The sequence below is a fragment of the Staphylococcus condimenti genome (genome assembly GCF_001618885.1).
GTDB lineage: Bacteria > Bacillota > Bacilli > Staphylococcales > Staphylococcaceae > Staphylococcus > Staphylococcus condimenti.
Genome location: NZ_CP015114.1, coordinates 141,888 through 165,585, shown reverse-complemented (window position 1 = coordinate 165,585; position 23,698 = coordinate 141,888). Strand labels below are relative to the sequence as shown.

At 34.5% G+C, this 23,698-nt stretch carries 20 protein-coding genes and 1 pseudogene; 8 read left to right on the top strand and 13 right to left on the bottom strand.

Features of this window, described 5'->3' with window-relative positions; all coding sequences use genetic code 11:
* Positions 1–42 precede the first annotated feature (42 nt).
* A complete protein-coding gene (locus tag A4G25_RS00940; RefSeq protein ID WP_047131887.1) occupies positions 43–1,098 on the top strand; it encodes a M24 family metallopeptidase in 1,056 nt (351 codons plus the stop codon).
* Between the two features lie 166 nt (positions 1,099–1,264).
* Here A4G25_RS00940 and ald read toward each other — a convergent pair whose 3' ends face one another.
* The gene (gene ald / locus A4G25_RS00935) at positions 1,265–2,380 is read right to left on the bottom strand and encodes an alanine dehydrogenase (RefSeq protein ID WP_047131888.1); all 1,116 of its coding nucleotides are present in this window, start codon (positions 2,378–2,380) and stop codon (positions 1,265–1,267) included.
* 208 nt (positions 2,381–2,588) lie between these two features.
* On the opposite strand from ald, the gene A4G25_RS00930 reads away from it, so the two are divergent.
* Positions 2,589–3,092 (top strand): universal stress protein, encoded by a 504-nt coding sequence (locus A4G25_RS00930; protein WP_047131889.1) that lies wholly within the window; start codon positions 2,589–2,591, stop codon positions 3,090–3,092.
* Between the two features lie 160 nt (positions 3,093–3,252).
* Here A4G25_RS00930 and A4G25_RS00925 read toward each other — a convergent pair whose 3' ends face one another.
* From A4G25_RS00925 to ezrA, 7 genes are all read right to left on the bottom strand, one after another.
* A complete protein-coding gene (locus A4G25_RS00925; protein WP_047131890.1) occupies positions 3,253–4,449 on the bottom strand; it encodes an acetate kinase in 1,197 nt (398 codons plus the stop codon).
* An 82-nt stretch (positions 4,450–4,531) separates the two neighbouring features.
* The gene (locus A4G25_RS00920) at positions 4,532–5,479 is read right to left on the bottom strand and encodes a class I SAM-dependent methyltransferase (RefSeq protein WP_047131891.1); all 948 of its coding nucleotides are present in this window, start codon (positions 5,477–5,479) and stop codon (positions 4,532–4,534) included.
* A 107-nt stretch (positions 5,480–5,586) separates the two neighbouring features.
* Entirely contained in the window at positions 5,587–6,087 is a 501-nt protein-coding gene (tpx, locus tag A4G25_RS00915; protein ID WP_015900563.1) for a thiol peroxidase, read from the bottom strand.
* 215 nt (positions 6,088–6,302) lie between these two features.
* The gene (locus tag A4G25_RS00910; protein ID WP_047131892.1) at positions 6,303–7,076 is read right to left on the bottom strand and encodes a TSUP family transporter; all 774 of its coding nucleotides are present in this window, start codon (positions 7,074–7,076) and stop codon (positions 6,303–6,305) included.
* A gap of 43 nt (positions 7,077–7,119) precedes the next feature.
* Positions 7,120–8,343, bottom strand: coding sequence for a tRNA uracil 4-sulfurtransferase ThiI (gene thiI / locus A4G25_RS00905; RefSeq protein ID WP_047131893.1), 1,224 nt, complete (start codon positions 8,341–8,343; stop codon positions 7,120–7,122).
* A complete protein-coding gene (locus A4G25_RS00900) occupies positions 8,340–9,479 on the bottom strand; it encodes a cysteine desulfurase family protein (protein WP_047131894.1) in 1,140 nt (379 codons plus the stop codon). Before A4G25_RS00900 ends, thiI begins: the two co-directional genes overlap by 4 nt.
* Positions 9,480–9,618: 139 nt before the next feature.
* Positions 9,619–11,319, bottom strand: a complete 1,701-nt coding sequence (ezrA, locus tag A4G25_RS00895; protein WP_047131895.1) for a septation ring formation regulator EzrA — start codon at positions 11,317–11,319, stop codon at positions 9,619–9,621.
* A 182-nt stretch (positions 11,320–11,501) separates the two neighbouring features.
* Between ezrA and A4G25_RS00890 the strand changes: the two genes are divergently transcribed.
* Positions 11,502–11,975: a GAF domain-containing protein gene (locus A4G25_RS00890; protein ID WP_047131896.1), complete on the top strand. Its 474-nt coding sequence runs from the start codon at positions 11,502–11,504 to the stop codon at positions 11,973–11,975.
* Between the two features lie 249 nt (positions 11,976–12,224).
* Positions 12,225–12,830 carry a 30S ribosomal protein S4 gene (rpsD, locus tag A4G25_RS00885; RefSeq protein WP_015900571.1) on the top strand — a complete coding sequence of 202 codons (606 nt, stop codon included), beginning with the start codon at positions 12,225–12,227 and terminating at the stop codon, positions 12,828–12,830.
* A 320-nt stretch (positions 12,831–13,150) separates the two neighbouring features.
* Here rpsD and A4G25_RS00880 read toward each other — a convergent pair whose 3' ends face one another.
* Positions 13,151–13,900, bottom strand: coding sequence for a glycerophosphodiester phosphodiesterase (locus tag A4G25_RS00880; protein WP_047131897.1), 750 nt, complete (start codon positions 13,898–13,900; stop codon positions 13,151–13,153).
* Positions 13,901–13,969: 69 nt separating this feature from the next.
* On the opposite strand from A4G25_RS00880, the gene A4G25_RS00875 reads away from it, so the two are divergent.
* The 3 genes from A4G25_RS00875 (at position 13,970) to serA (ending at position 17,399) form a co-directional block, all read left to right on the top strand.
* Entirely contained in the window at positions 13,970–14,410 is a 441-nt protein-coding gene (locus A4G25_RS00875; RefSeq protein ID WP_047131898.1) for an SACOL1771 family peroxiredoxin, read from the top strand.
* Positions 14,411–14,656: 246 nt separating this feature from the next.
* Positions 14,657–15,814 (top strand): pyridoxal-phosphate-dependent aminotransferase family protein, encoded by a 1,158-nt coding sequence (locus A4G25_RS00870; protein WP_047131899.1) that lies wholly within the window; start codon positions 14,657–14,659, stop codon positions 15,812–15,814.
* Positions 15,807–17,399 carry a phosphoglycerate dehydrogenase gene (gene serA / locus A4G25_RS00865; protein WP_047131900.1) on the top strand — a complete coding sequence of 531 codons (1,593 nt, stop codon included), beginning with the start codon at positions 15,807–15,809 and terminating at the stop codon, positions 17,397–17,399. Before A4G25_RS00870 ends, serA begins: the two co-directional genes overlap by 8 nt.
* Positions 17,400–17,450: 51 nt before the next feature.
* Here the strand turns inward: serA and A4G25_RS00860 are convergent, their stop codons facing one another.
* The 3 genes and pseudogenes from A4G25_RS00860 to A4G25_RS00850 all read right to left on the bottom strand — a co-directional run bounded on the left by A4G25_RS00860 (position 17,451) and on the right by A4G25_RS00850 (position 20,922).
* Positions 17,451–18,572, bottom strand: coding sequence for an HAD family hydrolase (locus A4G25_RS00860; protein WP_047131901.1), 1,122 nt, complete (start codon positions 18,570–18,572; stop codon positions 17,451–17,453).
* A gap of 124 nt (positions 18,573–18,696) precedes the next feature.
* Positions 18,697–20,180, bottom strand: a pseudogene (nagE, locus tag A4G25_RS00855) (N-acetylglucosamine-specific PTS transporter subunit IIBC).
* Between the two features lie 133 nt (positions 20,181–20,313).
* Positions 20,314–20,922, bottom strand: a complete 609-nt coding sequence (locus A4G25_RS00850; RefSeq protein ID WP_047131903.1) for a lysophospholipid acyltransferase family protein — start codon at positions 20,920–20,922, stop codon at positions 20,314–20,316.
* A 204-nt stretch (positions 20,923–21,126) separates the two neighbouring features.
* Here A4G25_RS00850 and A4G25_RS00845 point away from each other — a divergent pair, with 204 nt between their 5' ends.
* Positions 21,127–22,317, top strand: coding sequence for a S1C family serine protease (locus A4G25_RS00845; RefSeq protein WP_047131904.1), 1,191 nt, complete (start codon positions 21,127–21,129; stop codon positions 22,315–22,317).
* 68 nt (positions 22,318–22,385) lie between these two features.
* Here A4G25_RS00845 and tyrS read toward each other — a convergent pair whose 3' ends face one another.
* Complete coding sequence (tyrS, locus tag A4G25_RS00840; protein WP_047131905.1) at positions 22,386–23,648, bottom strand: tyrosine--tRNA ligase; 1,263 nt, start codon at positions 23,646–23,648, stop codon at positions 22,386–22,388.
* Between the last annotated feature and the right edge of the window lie 50 nt (positions 23,649–23,698).

The window sequence follows — 23,698 nt, the reverse complement described above, 5'->3', positions numbered from 1 at the left end:
GACTAAACTATAATTAATTATAAATATGGAGGTTGATGGATTGTGAAGACAGATGAAATAGTAAAAGAAATACGTAATCAAGACGCAGGTGCTGCTTGGATTACGACACCATTAAATGTTTTTTATTTTACAGGCTATTTAAGCGAGCCGCATGAACGTTTATTAGCTTTGTTAATTACTGCTGAAGGTGAACAAGTTCTTTTTGTTCCAAAACTTGAAGTAGAAGAAGTAAAAGCATCTCCATTTAAAGGCAAAGTTGTAGGAAATGCAGATGGAGAAGACCCTTTCAAACTAGTAGATTACCATTTTGATAAATTACTCGTTGAAAATGAACATTTAACATTAAAACGTCAAAAAGAATTAATTGATGGTTTTGGTGTTGAAACTTTCGGAGATATTGACGGAACGATTAAAGCCCTTAGAAACGTTAAAACATCAGAGGAAATCGATAAAATCAAAAAAGCAGCTGAGCTTGCTGACAAATGTATTGAAATCGGAGTTAACTTCTTAAAAGAAGGTGTAACTGAAAAACAAGTCGTACGCCATATCGAATATGAAATCCAAACAAAATACGGCGTAGATCAAATGAGCTTTGATACTATGGTTTTATTCGGCGATCATGCTGCTTCACCGCATGGTGTTCCTGGTGACCGTGAATTGCAAAAAGATGAGTATGTACTATTTGATTTAGGTGTCGTTTATGAGCAATACTGCAGTGATATGACACGTACAGTACCTTTTGGTACTCCTGATCAAAAAGCTAAAGAAGTATATGATATCGTGCTTAAAGCTGAAAAAGAAGCGATTGATATGATTAAACCAGGTGTTGTAATTGGAGACGTTGATAAGAAAGCGCGCGGTATTATATCAGAAGCAGGCTATGGCGAATATTTCGTTCACCGTTTAGGTCACGGCCTAGGATTAGAAGAACATGAATATCAAGATGTAGCTTCACATAATACGAATAAATTTGTTCCAGGTATGGTCGTTACAGTTGAACCAGGAATTTATGTTCCTAATGAAGTCGGTGTTCGAATTGAAGACGATATTTTAGTTACAGAAGACGGACACGAAATATTAACACACTACGAAAAATAATACTTTTAAAAAACAGGTTTGCTAATATGCAAATCTGTTTTTTATAAGAAAAAGCTCCAACATATTCTGTAAAACCCTAAACAGAATTGCTGGAGCTTTTATATTGATGTTTATTGAGGAAAACTAATTCATCCTCTGTGACATCCCATTAATTATTCTAATTGAATTAAATTAATGCTTTATCTACTGGTGTATACGGAAGATCAAGCGCTTTAGCGACACCTTCATTTGTAACTTTGCCGTCATAAACGTTTAATCCTAAAGATAATGGTTGGTTATCACGTAATGCATCTAAATAACCTTTGTTAGCAATTTGCAATGCATAAGGTAAAGTAGCATTGTTTAAACCAACTGTAGAAGTACGTGGAACCGCACCTGGCATGTTAGCTACTGCATAGTGAACTACACCATGTTTGATATAAGTTGGATCATCATGAGTAGTGACATGGTCTGAAGTTTCGAAGATTCCGCCTTGGTCAATTGCAATGTCAACCATAACTGAACCGTCTTTCATTTGTTTAACCATATCTTCAGTAACTAGTTTTGGTGCTTTTGCACCAGGAATTAATACTGCACCGATTACAAAGTCACTGTTTACTACAGCTTCTTCGATATTCAATGGGTTAGACATGATAGTGTTAACACGTCCATCAAATAAATCTTCAAGCTCTTGTAAACGTTTAGGGTTAACGTCTAAGATTGTTACGTTTGCACCTAAACCTAAAGCGATTTTAGCAGCATTTGTACCTGCTTGGCCACCACCGATAATTGTTACATTACCTTTTGGAACACCAGGAATACCAGAAAATAAAATACCTTTACCTCCGTAGAATTTTTGCAAGAATTGCGCACCGATTTGCGCTGCCATTCTTCCTGCAACTTCACTCATTGGTGTTAATAATGGTAATGAGTTATCTGGCAATTGAACAGTTTCATAAGCAATTGCTACAACTTTGTTGTCAGCTAATGCTTGAGTCAATTCTTTGTCGTTTGCCAAGTGTAAATAAGTGAATAAGATTAAATCTTCTCTGAAGTATTGATATTCTTCTTTGATTGGTTCTTTAACCTTAATAACCATTTCTACATCCCAAGCTTCTCCGGCACTATTTACAATTTCAGCACCTACAGCTTTATAATCTTCATCCGTAAAGAATGAACCTTCTCCAGCAGTGTGTTCGACAAGCACAGTATGCCCTTTCTCAACTAATGCATGCACACCACTTGGTGATAAACCTACTCTGTTTTCATTATTTTTTATCTCTTTTGGAATACCTATTTTCATTCCGTACACCTCCCATGCATTATCGTAACGCGAATAGAGTGAAAGCGCAATCATTATGCTAATAAATATCGATAAGTTTAAATTATTACGAATTATAAGAATATTGCAACCTTCACTTAATTGTAAATATTTCGTTTTATATAATAGTTTCTAATATTCTGTCAACTGTGATAAAATAAGATTGAATAGAAGAAGGAGGTCATTTACGATGTTAACTTACAAACATATTTTAATCGCCGTTGATGGATCACAAGAAGCAGAATGGGCATTCAATAAAGCGGTAGAAGTTGCAAAACGTAATGATGCTAAACTCATTATTACAAATGTTATTGATTCAAGAACGTATACTTCTTATGAGGTCTATGACGTTCAATTTACTGAGAAATCAAAACAATTCTCAGAAGAATTACTTAAAGGTTATAAAGAATTCGCACATAATGAAGGCGTAAAAGATGTAGAAACATTATTAGAGTTTGGTTCTCCTAAAGCAATTATTCCTAAAAAAATTGCTAAAGAAGTAGACGCAGACTTAGTAATTTGCGGTACATCTGGTTTAAATGCTGTTGAAAGATTTATTGTAGGCTCTGTATCTGAAGCAATTGTACGTCACTCTCCTTGTGATGTGTTAGTTGTTCGTACAGAAGAAATGCCTGAAGATTTCCAACCACAAGTTGCAACAGAAGAATTACGCAAACAATACCAAGCAAGATAATAAATAAGTATATACACAGTGAAATATTTAAGTTAAAACAACCCAGAACAGATGTTAAAAGGTCTGTTCTGGGATTCTTTTTGCAAAAATAACAAAAAAATCCAGTTGATAGCTTTCTCTTATTTATAACAAGAAACAAACTATCATCTGGATTTTTTAATTATAAGCTGCCGAATTTAACAGCATCTCTTGCAATCATAACTTCTTCATTTGTTGGAATAACAATGACTTTTACTGGAGAGTGAGGATAATTGATAAACCCTTCAGTGCCATGTAATTGAGCATTTTTCTTAGGATCCCAATAAACACCCATGAATTCTAGACCTTCTAATACACGAGCACGTACTTCATCAGAATTTTCTCCAACACCGGCTGTGAAAATTACAACATCTACTCCATGCATTTTAGCTGCATATGAACCAATGTATTTATGGATTCTTGAAGCGAAAACATCTAATGCAAGTTGAGCACGTGTTTTGCCTTCTTCAGCATCTTGTTCTAAATCACGCAAGTCACTTGAAGTACCAGAGATACCAAGTAGACCTGATTCTTTGTTTAAGATGTCTAATACAGCTTCTGCACTCTTACCAGTTTTTTCCATAATATAAGGAATTAATGCTGGGTCAATATCACCTGAACGTGTACCCATAGTAACCCCTGCTAACGGTGTGAAGCCCATTGAAGTATCAACTGATTCGCCGCCGTCGATTGCAGCGATAGATGCACCATTACCGATATGACATGAAATGATACGTAATTCCTCAATTGGTTTTCCTAAAATTTCAGCAGCACGTTGAGATACATATTTATGACTCGTACCGTGGAAACCATATTTACGAATACCGTAGTCTTTATAATAATGGAACGGTAAACTGTATAAATAAGCTTGTTCTGGCATAGTTTGGTGGAATGATGTATCAAATACTGCCACATGCGGGATACTCGGCAATAGCTTGCGGAATGCACGAATACCCATCAAGTTCGCTGGGTTATGCAATGGTGCAAGTTCAGTAAGTGATTCAATTTGTTTTTCAACATCATTTGTAACCAATGCTGATTCAGGGAAAAGTTCCCCACCGTGTACAACACGATGACCTGTGCCATCGATATCATTAATATCACGAATAATACCTAAATCGATTAAATTATCTAACATGACATTTACAGCTTGTACATGGTCATTAATTTCTTTTTCATCTGTAAATTTACGACCGTCATATTCAACAGTAATCTTTGAACCTTTGAGACCGATTCTTTCAATTAATCCTTTACTGACTAATTTCTCTTCAGGCATTTCGATAAGTTGAAATTTCAATGATGAGCTGCCTGCGTTAATCGCTAAAACTAAATTTGACATAAGATTATGCCTCCAATTTTTCCATTTTCTTTTACCATATCTATTTAACCATTAATACAGTTCAAATACAAGATTGTTACAGTTAAATTTTGTGATGATTTTGTTGCAGCCACTCGTTTAATTCACCCATAAATTTTTGGAATTGTTGAGGATCTTTGAAATCAGGAATATTAGCAAGCAATACCTCAACAGAGTGCGTTACGCCACTTTCTTTTTTCTGTAATATCAAAATAGATTTACGTGAATTTTCACTCTTGAATAATGTTTTGGGAAGGTTTAAAAATGCTTGCATTTCTGTATCTGTTGCAATGAATTTTTCAAGCTGTTTTACATTATCTCCTTCAAAGATATTGCTAGGTACTACTAAGAAAGCATAACCGCTTCCTCTTAACGCTTCTACAGCCTGTTCAATCAATAGATAATGTGCATAACTATGCCCTTCTTCAAAACCAAGTTTCATTTCATGACTGCGATCATCTACCGGATAATATCCTACTGGAAGATCCCCGATTACTACATCCGCTTCTTCGAAAGGTAATGGCATAATTGCATCTTGAGGATAAACATCAAAAGGTATTTCTAAGAAATTAGCAAGATGTACACTGACGCGTGATAAAACAGGATCTACCTCAACTAAATGATGCATTAAAGTTTGTTCTTTCAATACCTCATGAACCGTTGCACTTAAATGACCGCTACCGCTTGTCAAATCAACAATGTTTAATTCTTTTTTGCCTTCAGTAAATCTTTCAACTAAATAACCTAAAATTAAACCAATTGAATCTGGTGTAATTTGATGATTGGCTTGAATTTCTTGTTGTTGCATCAGACTGAGATATGCGAATTGAAAAGCTTTACGTCTGTCTGCTAGAGTGGCTTGTTCTAATAACTCTCTGTTATTTTGATAGATATCTTCCATTGCTAATCCAAGATTCTCTATAAAACTCTGTCCGTTCTCCTCATTTAATGCTTTTGTCTTACTATCTAATTCTTGAAACAATCGTTCCATTATAGTTTTTTCTTCAGCCATATTAAAACCCTTCCTAAAAAGACTGCTCATAATCAATGAGTACTACTAGCACTAATTATGAGCAGTCTAATCTAATATTTATTTACAACAACTATTTGTCTTATTTATTAGTCTAATTCTTTATAAGCTTTTAAAGCTGATTCAAAATCAGGGAAGTCAGTTCCTTCACTCACGATTTCTGAATATACAACTTTATTATCTTTATCTAAAACAAATACAGAACGTGCTAATAATTCTAAACCTTCCATTAGCACACCGAAGTTTTTACCAAATGAATGTTTTTGGTAGTCACTTAATAAAATAACGTTATCTAATCCGCTTGCTGCACACCATCTTTTTTGTGCGAAAGGCAAGTCTTCAGAGATAGTTAATACAACGCCGCCTTCTTCAGAAGAAGCTTCTTCATTAAATTTACGTGTTTGTTTGTCACATACACCTGTATCAATTGAAGGCACAGCACTGATTAATTTTTTCTTGCCATCATAATCTTTTAGTGTCACTTCTTCTAAATCGTTGTTTACAACTGTGAAATCTGGCGCTGTTTGACCTTCTTCCACTGGGTTGCCTGATAATGTTACGGGATCTCCGCCGAATGTAATTTGTACCATAAAATAAACGACCTCCTAAGATTCTGTTATTTATTTCTACTACCCTAATTATAACGATATCAATCTTAGATGACCAATGATTATGGTTCGTACAGATATATTTTTTATAACTGAACAACCCATAAAGCCTCTATTTCCTGTACAAACAATATATACACTGCCCTATTAAAAAAGATGTCTTCAACTCATTACGAGTTCAAGACATCTTCTATACTTTATGACAACCATTGATATACATAATCATATATATTTTTCAAAATCAAAGCGCTTGTAACTATTACAAACAACGCTTTAACATAACCGACACCTTGCCGCAAAGCAAATTGTGCGCCAGCATAAGAGCCTATTATCATGCTTACTGCCATCAATAATCCAATGCCATAATCCACTTTTCCTAAAATGATAAAGAGCAATAATGCTCCAATATTAGAAGCAAAATTTAAAACTTTCGCATTGCCTGCTGCACTTAAAAAGTCAAAACCGACTATTAATAATGTAAATAGGAAAAATGATCCTGTACCGCCGCCTAAAAAACCGTCATAAAATCCGATACACAACAATACGATAGTAAATAAAAAGGCTTTGCCTGGTGAGAGCTTTTGATATGTTCTGATACTGCCCCAGTCTTTACGCATCAATGTATAAATCATTACCACTGTTAAAATTACTATAACAAGCGGTTTTAAAACTGATGCAGGTAAAAATGATGCTAAACTTGCACCGCCTGCTGCTGCTATGAATATAAAAGGAAACAGCTTGCCGACAATCTTTAAATCCACTTTACCTGATCGGATAAATTTCAATGCACTTGTCAGCGAGCCGAATGAACTTGCTAATTTATTAGTCCCTAATGCTACAGCTGGCGGCATACCGATGGCTAATAAAGCAGGTGTAGAAATCAATCCACCGCCTCCCACAACCGAATCAATAAAAGCAGCTAGGAATCCAAATACAATGACAACAATAATTAAAGTTATGTCCCATTCCATGTTGTATTATCCCCTTTGTTGAAACGAAGTTAGTACAAAAATTTTAAAATAAATCTTGCATTAACGTTTCAGTATCTTTATCTTTTTGACTTTGATAATCTTTAGTGATTTCAATTGTCTCAACGTTATTAACTGCACGATCAATCATTTCACTGAAGTCGAAAACCCCTTCATATTTTTCAACTTTTTTAAAATCTGGTTCAGTAACCGGATTTTTCGGCGTGAAAATAGTACAACAATCTTCAAATGGTTGAATAGACGTTTCATAAGTACCATATGCTTTCGCTTTAATGACAATATCTTCTTTATCTAACGTCAATAACGGTCTTAAAACAGGTGTTGTTGTTACATGATTGATTGCATAAATGCTCTTGAGTGTTTGACTGGCAACTTGACCCAAATTTTCTCCATTTACAATAGCATCTGCGCCGATATTATGCACAACTTTATCTGCAATGCGCATCATCATTCGACGAGTTGAAGTCATTGTATAACGATCATAGACTACTTTGTTGATTTGTTTTTGTACTTCTGTAAAAGGTACAATATGCAGTTTAATCGGACCAACATGTTCAGCTAAAATACGAGTCAGCTCAATAACTTTTTCTTTAGCTTTTTCACTTGTAAATGGCGGGCTGTGGAAATGAATTGCTTCGATTGTTACACCGCGACGCATAATTTCCATGCCAGCTACAGGAGAATCAATACCACCTGAAAGCATTAATAGAGTTTTGCCGCCTGTTCCAACCGGTAATCCTCCTGCACCATCAATCACACGATCATAGATATAAATCGCGTCTAAACGTACTTCTGTTTTGATTATATGATCTGGTTGACGTACATTGACATGTACTTGCGGATTGTTTTCTAAAACTGCACCGCCTAGAATTCGTTGTAATTGATATGTGTCATATTGGAATTGTTTGTCTGAACGTTTCACATCAATTTTAAAAGAGTCACCTTCTGCGTATGTTTTCGCAAAGTCGCTCGCTTGTGCTTTTGCTGTTTCTACATCTTTGTCGATTTTCATAACCGGACTGATAGATTTGACACCGAACACTTTACTGATACGTCTCATCATTTCCTCGATGTCTGCTTCTTTTGTTACTTCAATATACATTCTGTCTCTATTTGCTTTTACATTGTAGCCTTGAAGCGGCATTAACGCTTGTTTAACATTAGAACGCAATTTGTTCACAAACATTTTGCGGTTTGCACCTTTTAACGTTAATTCGCCATATCTGACTAAAATATGGTCATACATCATGGTTTTAGCAACTCCTTCATTTCTTCATATACTGTTTCGAATGCTTTTTTAAAATTCTTTATATCTTCATCAGAGGTTAAAGCGCCCATAGAAATACGGATACTTCCTTCGATGCGCGATTCTGAAATATCCATAGATAAGAGCACCTCATTCAAATGTCCACGTTTAGAAGAACATGCACTTGTTGTAGAAAGCATAACATCTAGTTTAGAAAACGCATTAACCAGCACTTCACCTTTTACGCCATCAAATCCTACATTTAAAATGTGAGGTGCACTATTTTGTGGTGAATTTATTTTCACACCTTTATAGTTTTGCATGAAGTGACGTAAATCCTCATTATAATTACGTAATCGTGTATTTAATTCATCACGATGCTGTACAGCATGTTTTAATGCTTTAACAATCGCAATATCTATAGGAAGATTTACTGTACCACTTCTCAATCCATATTCTTGTCCGCCGCCGTGGATAACAGGTTCAAGATTATGGATATTACGTACTAATAATAATCCTTGCCCTTTTAACCCATTAAATTTGTGTCCACTGAAACTCATGCTATCTACACGATTAAAAGTTAACGCAACTTTGCCAATTGCTTGTACTGCATCAACATGAAAATGCGCTTTTGGATAATCCTCTAACAACTCTGCAATCTCAGCAATGGGTTGTTCTTGGCCTGTAATATTATTCACTTGCATACATGTGACCAAACCAACACGATTGTTCATCAATGTCTTTAAATGTTCTATGTCAATCTTACCTTCTTTAGTAACTTTGACATATTTTAATTTAAATCCTTCTTCTTCTAGTTGTCTCATAACTTCTAATACAGATGGATGTTCAATTACTGAAACGATAATTTCATCAGCATAAGGCTTTCTATTATATGCTGCTCCTTTCAACGCCATATTATTGGACTCAGTCGCACCACTTGTAAATATGATATCAAAGCGATCTTCAAGTCCTAATATTTGGTCGATTTGTACTTTAGCTTGCTGCAATAATTGTTCTGCTTGTAAGCCAGCTTTATGTGGGCTGTTGGGATTAAAGTATAAATCTTGATTCACTTTAACATACGTATCTAATACATCTTGTGCAGGTTTTGTTGTTGCTGCATTATCTAGATAAATCACTTATAAGTCACTTCCACTTAATTTAATTCTATTTCTGTTCCGTCTCACTTCCAATTTTTATATTTTACCATACATCAGTAATTTCTCAATACACAAAAAATCCTGAAGCTTAAGTTAGCCTCAGGATTTTAGGATATCGCTATTGGTTTTGTGAAATCACTTCGTCTTCAATACGTTGTGAAATGCCAGGATCAACTGAATCTAATGCTTGCTCTGCAATTTCAATTGCACGTTTATAACGGTTGTTTTTAAATAAACGTTCCGCTTCATTCAAGCTCTTGTCTATACTGCTGTCATCTTTACGATAACGGTTGCCGTATTGAATTAATTTTTCAGCTAGTACTGCATTAACAAGTACATCTGTTGCTTCATTTTCAAAATTATTCATATGCAGTACCATTTTTGTAACTTTATCTTTCAAGTGTTTTACATTGATTGGACGCTCGCTGAATTGACTGTTTATCTCACGAACTTCATGATCAATTTCATTTTTCATGATAATAAATCGTTCAGGTACACTTGTTAAGTTCGAAGCCAGTAAACGTCGATAAACTTCTTCTTTTTTAGATTGTACACGTAAAATATTATCTTCTGCTTCTGCTTCATCTTCACGTAATTGAATTAAATGATTTTGAAGTTTTTCTTGTTTCTCATTAATCACTTGTACATGATCTTCGATGTATGCCAAATTGTCTTGAACTTCACTATATCGAACAGCTGATTTAGCCATTTCTCTTAAAATTTCATCATATACAGCAATTAGATTTTGAATTTCATTTTCAAATTGACGTACATTTTGGATATCTGTTTCATTAATATAGTAATTTTCGCGCACATATTCAATCTCAGTTTGAAGTGTATAATTCATATCTTTCGCTTTGAACAAATCACTTGTAATGACCTCTTTGGTTTCATCCACTTTATTCTTAGCTTTAACTTCATGTTCGATAAGATCATACATTTCATCCAATTGGTCATTTATACCAATCAATTTATTGTTGGCTTCTTCTAACTCCAGACGACTGATCATCGGTTCCACAAAACTTAATTCTGTTTTAAGAGTCTGTAACGTACTGTCAATTTTCACATGATCTAAATCATAACCTTCTACTTTCAAATCACGACAACCATATTTTAAATCTTGGAATTGACCAGGTAATTCTTTTTGCGCTTCTCGAATTAATTCTGGGATTTCTTCCATATCTTTCTTCAAATAATTCATGTCTTCATTTAAAGTAGCGATATGTTCATGAGCTTGACGATAATTCCCATCCTCTTTAAGCTCTGTATACTTTATCAGCTCTGGCTCAAATGATTCGATTTCTTTTTCAAGCGGATCTGCTGCTTCTCCAAATTGATGACGATTAGCGAGCACATCACGCTTCATCTCGCGATAGTTATTCTTACTTTCTTCATAAAGTCGATCGCTATCTTTATGTAAAGCAAGAATATTGTCAACTTCTTCTGAAAGTTTACTATGTTTCAATTCGTAGCGATCCAACAATGCATTTGCATCGTCAAGTTCTGATTGGGCTGCTGAGAATTTAAACTTATCAAAGTTTTCCTCAGCGTTATGAATTTTCTCTTCAACCGGGCTTAAATTTTCATTAGTATTATTTAATGATTCGCGCTTTAAGCGGTCGTGTTCTTGTTGTGTTTCCCCTTTTAGATTTAAACCGTCCAACTCACTCAAACGATCATCTAAAGTTAGTTTTTCAACCTCTATCTTGCGCTCTTCCGTTTGCTCAACCACTTGACGTTTTGAAGAACGGAGATAGAACATGATACCGACAACTACCAATGCTATGATGATAATTGCTAAAATGATATACAGTGCCATTGTTTTCTCCTCCTATTTAATCACTTCTTATTATAGCGTAATTTTGCGTGTCATTAAAATAAAAATCTTAACTTTCTTATAACAATCTCCTTACATTTGACCTAAAAAGCAGTTTGAATTGAAATAATTTATTAAAACATATTATAATATGAGAAATTCCAGATGGAAAAGAGGTCTTATTTGTGACTCAAACTACTACCAATTATAAATCTATCCAGCAGCAACTTGAAGGTTTGAACGCTGACGAAAAATATATGATAACTTTATTAAGCAATACTTCTGCATTATTAAATGAAAATCTATCTAATATTAACTGGTTAGGTTTCTATTTAATCGAAGATGGTCAATTAATTTTAGGTCCCTTCCAAGGACGACCTGCATGTACGCCAATTCAAATCGGTAAAGGTGTATGCGGCACTTCTGTTGAAAAAGATATTACACAGCGTATAGATGATGTACAGGCGTTCCCTGGTCACATTGCTTGTGATGCACGCAGTCAATCTGAAATTGTGATCCCAATGCATCGTAACGGAGAAGTGATAGGATTATTAGATATTGACGCACCTATTAAAGGGCGTTTCACAGCTGATGATCAAACAGGTTTAGAATCCATCATGAAGATATTAGAAAAACAAATTGCTCAAACTGTGAAATAACACAATAGATTCTACTATTTTCTATAAATGTATTGACTTTAACCGTGTAAATGATACAATACTCTTTGTGTGAATTAACGAAAGTAGCAGTTGTATATTATTAGGCGCTATGTTGTTCCCAATGCGGACGTGCCGTGTAACCGTAGCTATGAGGCGAGGACACATAAAACAACATATCTTGATAAGCATACAACACTCTTTTTTGTTTTTTCATAACAAATTCAAAAAAACAAAAGGAGGAGTCTTAATATGGCTCGATTCAGAGGTTCAAACTGGAAAAAATCTCGTCGTTTAGGTATTTCTTTAAGCGGTACTGGTAAAGAATTAGAAAAACGCCCTTACGCACCAGGACAACACGGTCCTAACCAAAGAAAAAAATTATCAGAATATGCAATTCAATTGCGTGAAAAACAAAAATTACGTTACTTGTATGGAATTACTGAAAGACAATTCCACAATACATTTATCGAAGCTGGTAAACAATCTGGTGTGCATGGTGAAAACTTCATGCGCTTGTTAGCTAGACGTTTAGACGCTGTAGTATATGCTTTAGGTTTAGCACGTACTCGTCGTCAAGCTCGTCAATTAGTAGGTCATGGTCATATTGAAGTAGATGGTAAACGTGTAAACATTCCATCTTATACTTTAAAACCAGGTCAAGTTGTCTCAGTTAGAGAAAAATCTCAAAAACTAGACATCATTCAAGAATCAGTTGAAATTAACAACTTCGTTCCTGAATACTTAGACTTTGACGAAGAAAAATTATCTGGTACTTTCGTGCGCGTTCCTGAACGTAGCGAATTGCCTGCTGAAATCAACGAACAACTTATCGTTGAGTACTACTCAGGTAAATAATAGAATTTTTCAAACACTGCTTTCCTCTTGGAGGGCAGTGTTTTTTTGATGTAAATCCAATCTGAAAAATGAGAAAAGCGAGAAACTATTTTCTAGTTTTCTCGCTTTTCCCTCTTACTTATTCTTTTTAGTTTTAATAATTCTGTAAATCATTACGCTAACAATTACAATAATCCAACTTGCTAATTCTTTTTTGTCTTTAAATTTTATATTGATATCCATATCAATGTATCGAGGAAAGAAATACAATGTGATTACATGATGCCCTTCTCTCTTCCTCCTGTTATTTTGATAATTTTATAATACATTAAATTAATTCATTAGTCTAACTCGAAATAATAATTAGGACCATCAGTAATAATACCATCTACACCAAAATCAATTAATTTTTGTATTTCTTCAATGTTATTGACTGTATAAGGCATTACTTCTAAACGATGCGCATGTGCCCTCTCAACAAATTTACGGTTCACTAATTGATAATTCGGGTTTACATATTTACAGAATTTAGCAATTTTATTGAAGTTAGGCATTCTCATTAAATATTTCTTCTTACTTAAAAGCAACCCTAATTCATACTCCCGTGTTATTTCAGCGATTTTTTGCATGCTCTTTTCATCGAACGATTGTATGATGACACGTTCTGGGCTCAAGCGGTATTCTTTTAGTTCGCGTAATAATATTTCTTCAATATTAGGATACTGACTTGTTTTTTTTATTTCTATCAACAAGGTAATATCATATGTTTGTACAAGTTTGACAACCTCACCAAAAGTCATGATTCTCGTACCTTCAAAAGTACTATCCTTCCACAGCCCGAAATCATAGCTTTTCAATTCATCTAATGTATAATTTTTAATATAACCCGTACCATTAGATGTACGATCTATTTTATCATCATGAATCACGACTAGTTCTTGATCTTTTGTCAGATGAACATCTATTTCCAACATATCGACATTTGAATTTAAAGCCGCTTTATAAGCGAGCAGCGTATTTTCAGGATAATCAATATTAAAACCGCGATGTGCGATTATTTTAAGTTCATCGTCAGGCTTAATTTTATTCATGTAATTCATCCTTTTTGGTAATAGACTTTAAAAACAATTTATCATATATAATTTGGAGGTAAAAGAAAAATGCCAGAACATGATTTTATTGTAAACACTCATTGGAGTGGCGGACGTGATGAAGTTGGACGCGCTACAGGTGATGTAATTAACGAAGAAATTTCGATTCCTGCTTCATTAGGCGGTCAAGGTGCAGGTACTAATCCCGATGAAATGCTTGTGGCAGCTGCTTCTTCTTGCTACATTATTTCACTAGCTGCAGCCTTAGAACGTGCACGTTTCACTTCTGTTTCTATCAATCAGCAATCCATAGGTACTGCTTCATTAAACAATGGTAAGTTTAAAATGGAGCGTATCACCCATAAGCCACAAATCTCAGTAAATAGTTCTGAAAAAGAACACCTTGAAAAACGACTCAATTCATTACTGAAAATTGCAGATAACAACTGCATGATTTCAAATTCCATACGTGGCAATGTTGAAATTAAAATCGAACCTACAATTTTATAAATCACGAAAGATGGTCATGCGAAATAAAACCTGTATTGCTTGGCCATCCTTTTTATAAATTGGATATTAATTCCTAATAAAGTTATCTAAAACAGCAACTGATATTTATCCCCCAAAATGAAAGCGATTACATATAATATTTTTGTTAAATTGCTTCAAATACTCTATTTTTGCACTGAAATTCACTTCCTTATTTTCAGAATATTTGATAAAATGAAACAATCTTGTTGTTAGGGGGAAATCTATATGTATCATCATCCATTGTTATTAACACCGGGACCAACTCCGATTCCGGAACGTATTCAACGTGTTATCCAAGAACCTATGATTGGTCATCGTACAAAAGAATTTGAGAAAGTAGCTGAAAAGGCTTATAAAGGGTTGAAGCCAGTTTTCGGTTCAGAAAATGACGTACTTATATTTACATCCAGTGGTACGAGTGCTTTAGAAGCGAGCATGGTAAATATAGTTAATCCAGATGACCATGTTGTTGTTATAGTTTCTGGGGCGTTTGGAAATCGTTTCAAGCAAATAGCTGAAACCTATTTCAATCATGTTCATGTTTACAATGTAACGTGGGGAGAAGCAGTTAACGTAAATGAGTTTATGGATTATTTAAACTCGTTACCAAAAAATGTAACAGCCGTTTATTCACAATATTGTGAGACATCAACGACTGTAGTCCATCCTATTCATGAATTAGGAAAAGCTATACATGAAAAATATCCAGAAACTTATTTTGTAGTAGATGGTGTCAGCTGTGTAGGTGCAGTAGATGTCAATCTTAAACGAGATAATATCGATGTATTAGTTGCAGGTAGTCAAAAAGCTTTGATGTTGCCGCCAGGATTAGCATTTGCTGCATATTCTGACAGAGCACGTGATCGTTTTGCTGAAGTAGAAACACCGCGCTTTTATTTAGATTTTAATAAATATATTGCTTCTGCTGAAAAAAATTCTACTCCTTTCACACCAAATGTCAATTTGTATAAAGGCGTAGCAGCTTATGCAGAGCTTGTTGAAGACGAGGGATTCAACAAAGTAATCGAAAGACATTATGTAATACGTGATGGACTACGGGCTGCACTTAAAGTTTTAGATTTACCACTACTTGTAGATGATGAACATGCTTCGCCTACTGTTACAGCCTTTGTTCCACCTACATCTGAGGAAATTTCCTCTATTAAAAATCAATTATTAGAACGCTTCAATATTACTATTGCTGGCGGTCAAGGAAAATTAAAAGGAAAAATCTTACGTATCGGCCATCTAGGGACAATTGATACTGCTGATATTTTACAATGCGTAAGTGCATTAGAAGTCATATTAACTGAATTACGAAATGAGTCATATATTGGAAAAGGAACAAAAGCTTATTTAGAGGTGGTTAAAGAATATGTATAAAATTTTAGTATCAGACCCTATCGCTAAAGAAGGGTTACAAACTTTATTAGATGATGAACAATTTGAAGTAGATATAGATACATCACTATCTCCAGATGAACTAATCGATAAAATCAAAGCATATGATGGCTTAATTGTAAGAAGTCAAACTCAGGTTACAGAAGATGTCATTGAAGCAGCAGATAATTTAAAAATTATTGCCCGCGCAGGTGTTGGTGTTGATAATATTAATAAAGATGCAGCAACAAAACGCGGAGTTTTAGTCATTAACGCACCGGACGGAAATACAATATCTGCTACAGAACATTCAATGGCCATGATTTTAGCAATGGCGCGTCAAATTCCTATGGCACATCAATCTCTTAAAGAAGGAAAATGGAATCGTTCACAATTTAAGGGTACTGAACTTTATCATAAAACTTTAGGAGTGATTGGAACTGGTAGAATTGGATTAGGCGTAGCTAAACGTGCTAAAAGTTTCGGCATGAAAATTATTGCTTTTGATCCATATTTAACTGCTGAAAAAGCACAAGAATTAGATATTGAACGTGCATCTGTTGAAGAAATTGCTCAAAAGGCTGATTTTGTCACAGTTCACACCCCTCTTACTGCTAAAACTATAGGTATGATTGGTAAAGAGTTTTTTGAACAAGCAAAACCGCAACTGCAAATCATTAATGTAGCACGTGGCGGTATTATAGATGAGGAAGCATTAGTTGAGGCGTTAGATAAAGAGTTAATTGCTCGAGCTGCAATTGATGTATTCACTCATGAACCAGCTACTGATTCACCATTAACTAAACATGATAAAGTGATTGTAACACCGCATTTAGGCGCTTCTACTGTAGAAGCACAAGAAAAGGTTGCTGTTTCAGTATCTAATGAAATTGCAGAATTTTTCCATACTGGAAATGTACGTCATGCTATAAATGCACCAAAAATGATTTTCGGCGAAGAAGATAAAGAACTACAAGATTATATTGATCTCTGTGATATGGCCGGTAAAGTTTGCATTCAACTTCTTGGAAAAGCACCACGCGAACTTAAAATTAAATTCAGTGGTGAACTTGTTAAAGAAGATACAAATATTTTGACACGTACTATTGCTAAAGGCGTTTTATCTCAAGATTTAGGCGATCGTGCAAATCTTGTAAATTCACTTTTCTTATTAAACGAACAAAATGTCGTCTATAATGTTGAAAAAGATGCTAAATCACGTTCATTTAATAATTACATCGAACTAACAATGATTAATCGCGATCAAGTCGTTACAGTTGGTGCAACAGTTCTAAATGGCTACGGCCCTCGTATTGTAAGAATCAATGACTATCCTGTCGATTTTAAACCTGCTAAATACCAATTAATTATTAATCATACAGACCGACCTGGTATTGTAGGTAGAACAGGACAAATTTTAGGTGAGTATGATATTAATATTGCTTCAATGCATTTAGGTCGTGTTGAAGAAGGCGGCGATGCAATGATGATTATTTCAGTAGACCATACAGTTTCTGAAGACATCATCAAAGCACTTTTCCAAATTGACGGATTTAAAAATATTCAATTTGTTGATTTAAGTAAATAACCATTTAAAAAACCAGCTAGTAGAAAAATCTACCTAGCTGGTTTTAACTTTCTATAACAATATTTTTCGAATATCTAATACGTTATCAACAATATAATCGGCTTGATGTGCTGTCAATTCGCTTTCCGCCGCCTTACCTTTTAATCCTGTTAATGTACCTATAAAAGTTGCATCTGTCGTATCTGCACTGAATAAATCAGCTAAAGAATCCCCTACTATAAATATTTCCTTTTTAGAAAATACATTTTTTTGATTTTCAGCATATTCTCGATAATTCGCTTCATTATTACCATTATAAGCAGTAATATAACTGAATGGATTAGGTTTGCCTAGAGGTTTTAACTCTGGAAACTTTTCTTCAGCTAATAAAACTTCAGAAGCAGTAGCAATATGGTGAGAATCAAAATATGAAGCAAGTCCTTTATCTTCAAAAGGAACAAGAGTTTCTGTTCTAGGACGCCCAGTAGCAATCGCAAGTTGATAACCTGCTTTTTTCAAATCACTAAGCAATTCTTGAATTTGGTCAATAGGCGCTAGTTCTGCTTCTTGATAGATATAACCTGTTTTAAAATCACTACGTGGTGTTTTGTCTTCCACTTTACGATATAGACGGTGTCCTAAATACCATTCTTGATATACTTCTTGAGCAATTTCCCATAATGGGCTTCTGATTTCAAACAATTCAGTATGAGTAGTATTCAATTCTTGTTCAGCATACTTTCTTAAATCACGATAAATTTGTGATTTTCCTGCTTCAGCATTTTCCAAAAAATCCAGGGGTTTAACAAAATCTAGATTATGGTCATTTAAACACTCTCCAAGATCTTGAATCGTCACATCAGTAAACGGATGCGCTGTCAAAAAAGCTTCTTTTTCTTCGGGCGATACATTTTTTAACAAATCAATCAAATGAATCGATAAAGCGATAAATAGCATGTCCCAGTTTGAATTCAAACCTCGTGATTTCATTGCATTTAATATTTTGTCTTGATCAAAAACAACTTGACGAATCAATGTAATATCACTATCTGCAATTTTATTAAATTCGACAGTCGGCATTAATTTTAAAAATTGCTGGCTCATCAAAATTTCATACACTGTTAATGCTGAGACATCAAAACAGCGTTCTTCACTTAAAAATACACCATCAACATCAAATAATACAGCTTTCATATTTACGCACCTACTTCAGAAAATTCAGATTAATGAGTATCATTATACAAATGAATACTTAAATAAGCAATAGAGCGAAGCAATCCTTTTTTAAAAAATTCATACTCCGCTCTAATTTTTTCTTTTAATTTTGTTCTATTTGTAATTCAACTTCATCAGCAACTTGTTGAACTTGCGTACCTATAATGACTTGAACGTTATGCTGACCGTTTGTTGTCACCCCTACTGCACCTGATTGGGTAATTTTATTTTTATCTATTTGATTGGTGTCTGCAACTTCTAATCTTAATCTCGTTGCACAATTTGTAAGTGAAGTAATATTTTCTTTTCCACCGAGACCATCAATAATTTGTCCTGCCATTTTTTCATACTTACGTGGTACACCTTCTGTACTAGTACTTTCAACTGATGATGAATTCGCTGTTTCCACTACTGGGTCAGCAATTTCATCATCACCGCGCCCTGGTGTATTTAAGTTGAAGATTTGAATGACTGCTCTAAACACAACATAATAAATCACGAAGAATACAAGTCCTTGAACCATCAACATCATTGGGTGATTTGCTACAGGATTCAACAATGATAAAACAAAGTCAATCAATCCTGCACTAAATGCAAATCCTGCAGTCCAATGAAAGATTGCTGCAATAAACAATGATAGACCTGTTAATAATGCATGAATAACAAAAAGTACAGGTGCTACAAACATGAATGCAAATTCAATCGGTTCAGTTACGCCTACAAAGAATGCAGAAATTGAACCAGCAAGCATCAATCCTGCTACACGTTTTTTCTGTTCTGTTTTTGCAGTATGATACATAGCCAAGGCGGCTGCTGGGATACCAAACATCATAACTGGGAAGAAACCAGCCATATAACGCCCAGTAACGCCTTTCACAGCATCATGCCCTGTTTGGAATTTAGCGATATCATCAATACCTGCTAGATTAAACCAAAACACTGAATTTAAAGCGTGGTGTAAACCAGTCGGTATTAATAAACGGTTGAAGAAACCATATAAAAATGCGCCAAAAGGACCAAAATTAATAATCCACTTACCAAAAGTTACAATAGCATCATAGACAAATGGCCATACGAAAAAGAAAATAATTGCTATGACAGATGAAAACATCGCTGTCATAATCGGAACTAAGCGCTTCCCGCTGAAAAAGATAATGCAGTCGGCAATTCAGTGGCGCTGAACTTGTTATAAGAATAAGCAGCAACCAATCCGACAATCAGACCCACGAATACATTTTGTCCATTCATAGCAGTAAATGCTTCATTGAGATTGTTTGGTTTAACATGTAATAACTCTGTTAGTTTTTCTGGAGATAATACGCCTGTTACAACAAAGAAACCGACAACTGCAGCCAATGTGACAGCGCCGTCATTTTTCTTAGCCATACCGAGTGCTACACCAATTGCAAAGAGTATACCGAGATTTTCCATAATTACGATACCGCAATTGAAAATAAATTGCCCAATTACTGAATTAGCTTGGAAAGCTTTAATAGCATTACCAATTCCAATCAAAATAGCTGCAGCCGGCAATACAGCAACTGGCAGCATCAAAGAGCGTCCTAAACGCTGTAAAAAATTAAACATTAATTTCACCTTATTTCTATATATATGTATGAAAACGCTTTAATTAAGCAGTAAAAAAGAGATAGTGCTATTTGATGTTTGTTGCGTTATCCATTGTTCAACATCGAACAAAAAACACTATCTCAATTATTTGCTACAATAATTCATTTAGTTCCTTTTGTAATTCTCTAGTTCTTTTTGTTACTTCTTGCGTAATATAATCAACTTTTTCATTACGCTTTTTCAAATGCTCTGGTAAATTTGCTGTATCAATCGGTTCACCAAATTTGATATGCGCTTTACCTGTAATCAATCCCATAATCTTATCAGGTCCTACATAAGCTGCTGGAACAATCGGAACTTTTGCGAGCATTGCGATAGTTGCAGCACCACGTTTTAAAGGTGTTTCTTCTGTTGTTCTATGTCCAGTTGGAAACATACCGATTGTTTTATTCTTTTTCAGTAAATTAACTGGTGTTTTAATTGTGCTTGGACCTGGATTTTCACGATCGACTGGAAAAGCATTAAGCGACTTCAAAAAACTACCAAAAAATTTATTATTGAAAAGTTCTTTTTTAGCCATATAATGAATTTGATTTGGATATAAAGCCATTCCTAACATAATCACTTCATTATAACTTTCATGATTGCATGTCACCACATAACGATGTAATTGCGGTACATTCTTTTTCCCATGAACTTCGAGTGATTTACACTTTTTGACTAATAACCAATACAGAATCCTGCTGATAAATTTATACATTTTGTCACCTACTATATTGAATGTTTGCTACTCAAATTTTATCATTATGCTATCTTGACAACAAGATAATTTGTAAACCTTTCTTTCCTTACCTATTTTATTTAATCGAAAATACACTAATTTGATTAATTTATTATCAAAATACTAGAAATAGACATTAAATCATTAGATAATATAAATAAGAAAAATAAATGGAGGTAAAAAATGACAGATTATTATAATCAAAATAATGAGAACACCCCACCACCTAGAAAAAAATTTCCTTGGTTCCGTGTTGTTTTAATTGCCTTGCTTTCTGGTATCATTGGTGCACTTTTAGTACTCGGTGTATTTAAAATAGGTGGCTTCCTTTCTGATCAAGCAAATAAGGGTTCGCAAGTACATGAATCTTCTCAGAATAAAGGCGGGAATGTTTTAGATGGTAAAAGTGATAAATATAAAACTGTAAATCAAATGTTGAATGACGTCTCCCCATCAATTGTCGGCGTGATTAATATGCAAAAAGCCCAAAGTCTAGAAGACTTCTTTAATGGCACTGCTGGGAAATCACAAGAAGCCGGAATTGGTTCTGGTGTTATCTATCAAAAATCAGGAAATGACGCTTATATTGTGACAAATAATCACGTAGTTGATGGCGCTAGTGAAATTAAAGTACAACTGCACGATTCAAAACAAGTAAAAGCTCGTCTTATAGGCAAAGATGCTTTAACAGACATTGCAGTTCTCAGAATTGATAACGCACCTGGCACAAAAGCAATCAGCTTTGCAGATTCTTCAAAAGTTAAAACAGGAGATAGCGTATTCGCGATCGGAAATCCCCTCGGACTAGAATTTGCAAACACAGTTACATCCGGCATCATTTCAGCCAATGAACGTACGATTGATACTGAAACTTCTGATGGTACAAATAAAGTTAATGTATTACAAACTGATGCTGCAATCAACCCTGGTAACTCAGGCGGTGCATTAGTCAACATCAACGGTGATTTAGTGGGTATCAACTCGATGAAAATTTCAAGTGACCAAGTTGAAGGTATTGGTTTTGCAATACCGAGCAATGAAGTAAAAATAACAATTGAACAACTAGTTAAACATGGTAAAGTTGAGCGTCCATCTATTGGTTTAGGTTTAATCAATTTAAGTGATATACCAGATCGTTATAAAGATGATTTGAATACGGATCGCACTAATGGTGTATACGTTGCTAAAGTTTCACATCAAGATGCGATTAAAAAAGGTGATATTATCATCAAAGCAGATGGCAAAGACATCAAGGACGATGCTGCATTACGTTCTTATCTATATGCAAATAAAAAACCAGGCGACACAATGAAACTTACTGTATTACGTAATGGAAACGAAAAAGAAGTAACAGTTACGCTTGGTAAAAAATAATATTCAATTTAAAAAGCTCTGGAAGTACTGATTTTTAAAATCAGGTTCCAGAGCTTTATCTTTTAAAATTAATTATATTTAACCATAAAGTATTTTTTCTTACCGCGTCTTACAATTGTAAACTCATTGTCAATTTTATCTGCTTCAGAAATTTCATATTTTAAATCTTGCTCGCGTTCACCATTAATATATATCGCACCATTTGATACATCTTCTCTTGCTTGTCGTTTAGAAGAAGAAATACCTGCTTCAACAATAAAATCTACAATATTAGTCGTATCGTTGTTGACTTCTGCTTGCGGTACATCTTTAAAGCCTTGACGCAATTCATCACTGCTCAACGCTTTTAAATCACCACTGAATAAAGCTTCTGAAATACGAATCGCATCATTAAGTGCATCTTCCCCATGAATGAAACGTACAACATTTTCAGCTAATGCTTTTTGACCTTCACGTAAATGCGGTGCTTCTTCCTTAGATTGTTCTAGGCGTTCAATTTCTTCTTTATCTAAGAATGTAAAGTATTTCAAGAATTTAATAACATCTGCATCAGATGTGTTAATCCAAAATTGGTATAATTCATACGGACTTGTTTTTTCAGCATCTAACCAAATTGTACCTGATTCAGATTTACCGAATTTTTTACCATCAGCTTTTGTTACCAACGGAATCGTAATACCATATGCCTCAGTTTGACCATACATACGACGCATTAATTCAATACCGCTTGTAATATTTCCCCATTGGTCAGAACCGCCGATTTGCACTTTACAATTATATTCGCGGTTTAAATGACCAAAATCAATAGCTTGTAAAATCATATAAGTGAATTCTGTATATGAAATACCATTTTCTAGACGAGATTGTACTGAATCTTTGCCTAACATATAGTTTACACCTACATGTTTACCATAATCTCTTAAGAAATCGATTAATGAAATTTTACCTAGCCAATCTCTGTTATTCACTAATTGAGCTGCTTCTTCACCAGAAAAATCAAATATCTTATCCATTTGTTTTCCAATACCGCGCACATTATGTTCTACTTGTTCTTCAGTTTGTAAAACACGTTCATCTGTTTTACCTGATGGGTCTCCAATCATTCCAGTGCCGCCGCCGATTAAAACAATCGGTTTATGGCCATGGTCTTGAAAACGACGTAATGTTAATAATGGCAATAAGTGACCAATATGCATACTATCTGCTGTAGGATCCACACCGCAATATAAAGTAACTTGCTCTTTGTTTAAAATATTTTCCAAGCCCTCAGCATCTGTTTGTTGATAAATAAGGCCACGCCATTCTAAGTCTTTTAATAATTCATTTGTCATGAATTGTCTCCTCCTCTTTTTCTTTTATTATTTATGATTTATATTTTTTG